This is a genomic window from Streptomyces sp. NPDC054840, assembly GCF_053611065.1.
This window is the reverse complement of the sequence record NZ_JBSGZP010000907.1, coordinates 1-2,359: the sequence shown is the minus strand read 5'-3', so window position 1 is coordinate 2,359 and position 2,359 is coordinate 1. Positions and strand designations below refer to the sequence as shown.

General features: G+C 68.1%; 3 protein-coding genes. 2 read left to right on the top strand and 1 reads right to left on the bottom strand.

Annotated features, from left to right (window positions below; all coding sequences use genetic code 11):
* Positions 1-1,350, bottom strand: a 1,350-nt coding sequence (locus tag ACWGIU_RS35805) for an FAD-dependent oxidoreductase (RefSeq protein WP_453712264.1), incomplete at its 3' end; no start/stop codon positions are given.
* Between the two features lie 208 nt (positions 1,351-1,558).
* Between ACWGIU_RS35805 and ACWGIU_RS35800 the strand changes: the two genes are divergently transcribed.
* Together ACWGIU_RS35800 and ACWGIU_RS35795 are read left to right on the top strand one after the other, a co-directional pair.
* A complete protein-coding gene (locus ACWGIU_RS35800) occupies positions 1,559-1,750 on the top strand; it encodes a DUF5302 domain-containing protein (RefSeq protein ID WP_030384532.1) in 192 nt (63 codons plus the stop codon).
* 167 nt (positions 1,751-1,917) lie between these two features.
* Entirely contained in the window at positions 1,918-2,331 is a 414-nt protein-coding gene (locus ACWGIU_RS35795) for a rodlin (protein WP_453712263.1), read from the top strand.
* Positions 2,332-2,359 lie beyond the last annotated feature (28 nt).

Sequence of the window (2,359 nt, the reverse complement as noted above, 5' to 3'; positions counted from 1 at the left end):
CGCTTCGAGCATGTCCTCGCGCTCGACGATCTTCACCCGCTCGCGGCCCTGGGGCTCCCCGAGGGCTTTCTCGGCCGCGTCCAGCCGGTGCCAGCCCTCCCACGTCGTGTAGCGGACGCTGCGCTCGGCGAGGAAGGCCTCGACGGCCTCCGGCGCCGGGGCCGCCGGCTCACTCAGGCGGCCCTCCGCGTGGTCGGCGAGCAGGTTCGCGACGGTCTCGTTCGCGTCACCCTTGGTGTGGCCGATCAGGCCGACCGGACCGCGCCGGATCCACCCGGTGACGTACGTCGACCGCAGGTGGCCACCGGCTTCGATCACGCGGCCGCCCTCGTCCGGGACCGTGCCCGACTCGACGTCCCAGGGGAGCTTGGGCAGCTCGTCGGAGAGGTATCCCACGGCCCGGTAGACGGCCTGGATGTCCCAGTCGGTGAAATTGCCGGTGCCCTTGACGTTGCCCGTGCCGTCGAGCTCGGTGCGCTCGGTGCGCAGCCCGACGACCCTGCCGTCCTCGCCGAGGATTTCGGCGGGCGACTCGAAGAAGTGCAGGAACAGCTTGTGCGGGCGCTCGCCGATGTCGCGGATCGCCCAGTTCTCCAGGGTCTTGGCGACCATGTCGGCCTGCTTGTTGGCGCGGCGGGTGGCTATGGAGCCCTCGTCGTAGTCGATGTCCTCGGGGTTGACGATGACCTCGATGTTGGGCGAGTGGTCCAGCTCCCGGAGCTCCATGGGGCTGAACTTGGCCTGCGCCGGACCGCGGCGGCCGAAGACGTGCACCTCCAGGGCCTTGTTCGCCTTGAGCCCGTCGTGGACGTTCGCCGGGATCTCGGTCGGGAGCAGCTCGTCGGCCGTCTTCGCGAGGATGCGCGCGACATCGAGGGCGACGTTGCCGACGCCGAGCACGGCGACCTTCTCGGCCTCCAGCGGCCAGGTGCGCGGGACGTCCGGATGACCGTCGTACCAGGAGACGAAGTCGGCGGCGCCGTAGGAGCCGTCGAGGTCGACGCCCGGGATGCTCAGCGCGCGGTCGGCCGTGGCACCGGTGGAGAAGATCACGGCGTCGTAGAAGGACCGCAGCTCATCGAGGCTGATGTCGTTCGGGTAGTCGACGTTCCCGAAGAGACGGACCTGCGGCTTGTCGAGCACCTGGTGAAGGGCGGTGATGATGCCCTTGATCCGGGGATGGTCGGGGGCGACGCCGTACCGGATCAGGCCGAAGGGCGCGGGCATCCGCTCGAAGAGGTCGATGGACACACCGGGCTCGACGGCTGCCTCGGACTTCAGCAGCGCGTCGGCGGCGTAGATACCGGCGGGGCCGGCACCGACGATTGCTACCCGCAGAGGGCGAGGCATGGCAGAGGTTCCCTTCGAGCGACGGCAAGGTGGATCAAAGGGAACCCTAAACGAAGGTAAACCTAACTCAGCACCCGGTATCTCTTTATGACCCCATAATCAAAACTTATGACCTCCCCAAGCCACGCTTGGAGCATAGGGGAACTCGCTGGTCAGCACGGACGTCACCTGACAGACTGAAACCGCTTGATCACCCCAGGAGGACAAAATGGCTGACGAAACCGACACCCCGCAGGACGAGTCCCCGGCCGACGCGGCCAAGCGCAAGTTCCGGGAGGCCCTGGACCGCAACGCCGCGAACGCCCAGTCCCAGCAGGCTCACCAGAGCCGGGCGAAGGTCCAGGGTGCCAGCAGCGGCCCCGGCGGCAAGAACAAGAAGGTCCGCCGCAAGACCGGCTGACCCTCGGACCCGAGGAGCTCGCCCCCGCCGCCAAGGCCGGGGGTGGCTCGATCCGGCATTGGGCCACCCGGGTGAGTGGGGATAACCCGCAGCGCTGTCGCCAGTTGATCAGCACGTCCCGCCGAGGGCAGCCATCTCATGCGACAGTGCGACAGAAGGATCCCCACATGTTCAAGAAGTTCATGGCCACTGCAGCCGCCACCGCCGCCGTGCTCGGCGCGGGTGCCGCAGTCGCCTCCCCGGCGATGGCGATCGGCAACGACAACGGCGTCAACACCGTCAACGGCAACAACGCGGCGCAGATCTACGGCAACCAGGAGACCGACGGCAGGATGAGCCCCCAGCTGGGCGCCATCCAGGGCTCGCTCAACAAGCTCTGCGCCGGCCTGCCGGCCAAGGTCAACGCCCAGTCCCTGCTCGCGGTCATCGCCAACGTCGGTGTCCAGGACGTCAACGTGCTCGCCAACCCGCAGAACCAGCAGTGCGCCGAGAACTCCACCCAGGCCAAGGGCGACGAGTCGGTCTCGCACATCGCCAGCAACATCCCGGTCCTCTCGGGGAACCTCTCCCAGGGCAGCTGATCGGCTCGATTCCGCGCCGGTGTCACCC

Bases quoted from the DNA above. Each gene is read 5' to 3' on its own strand.
- ACWGIU_RS35795 (WP_453712263.1), top strand. From the start codon at position 1,918: ATGTTCAAGAAGTTCATGGCCACTGCAGCCGCCACCGCCGCCGTGCTC.
- ACWGIU_RS35800 (WP_030384532.1), top strand. From the start codon at position 1,559: ATGGCTGACGAAACCGACACCCCGCAGGACGAGTCCCCGGCCGACGCG.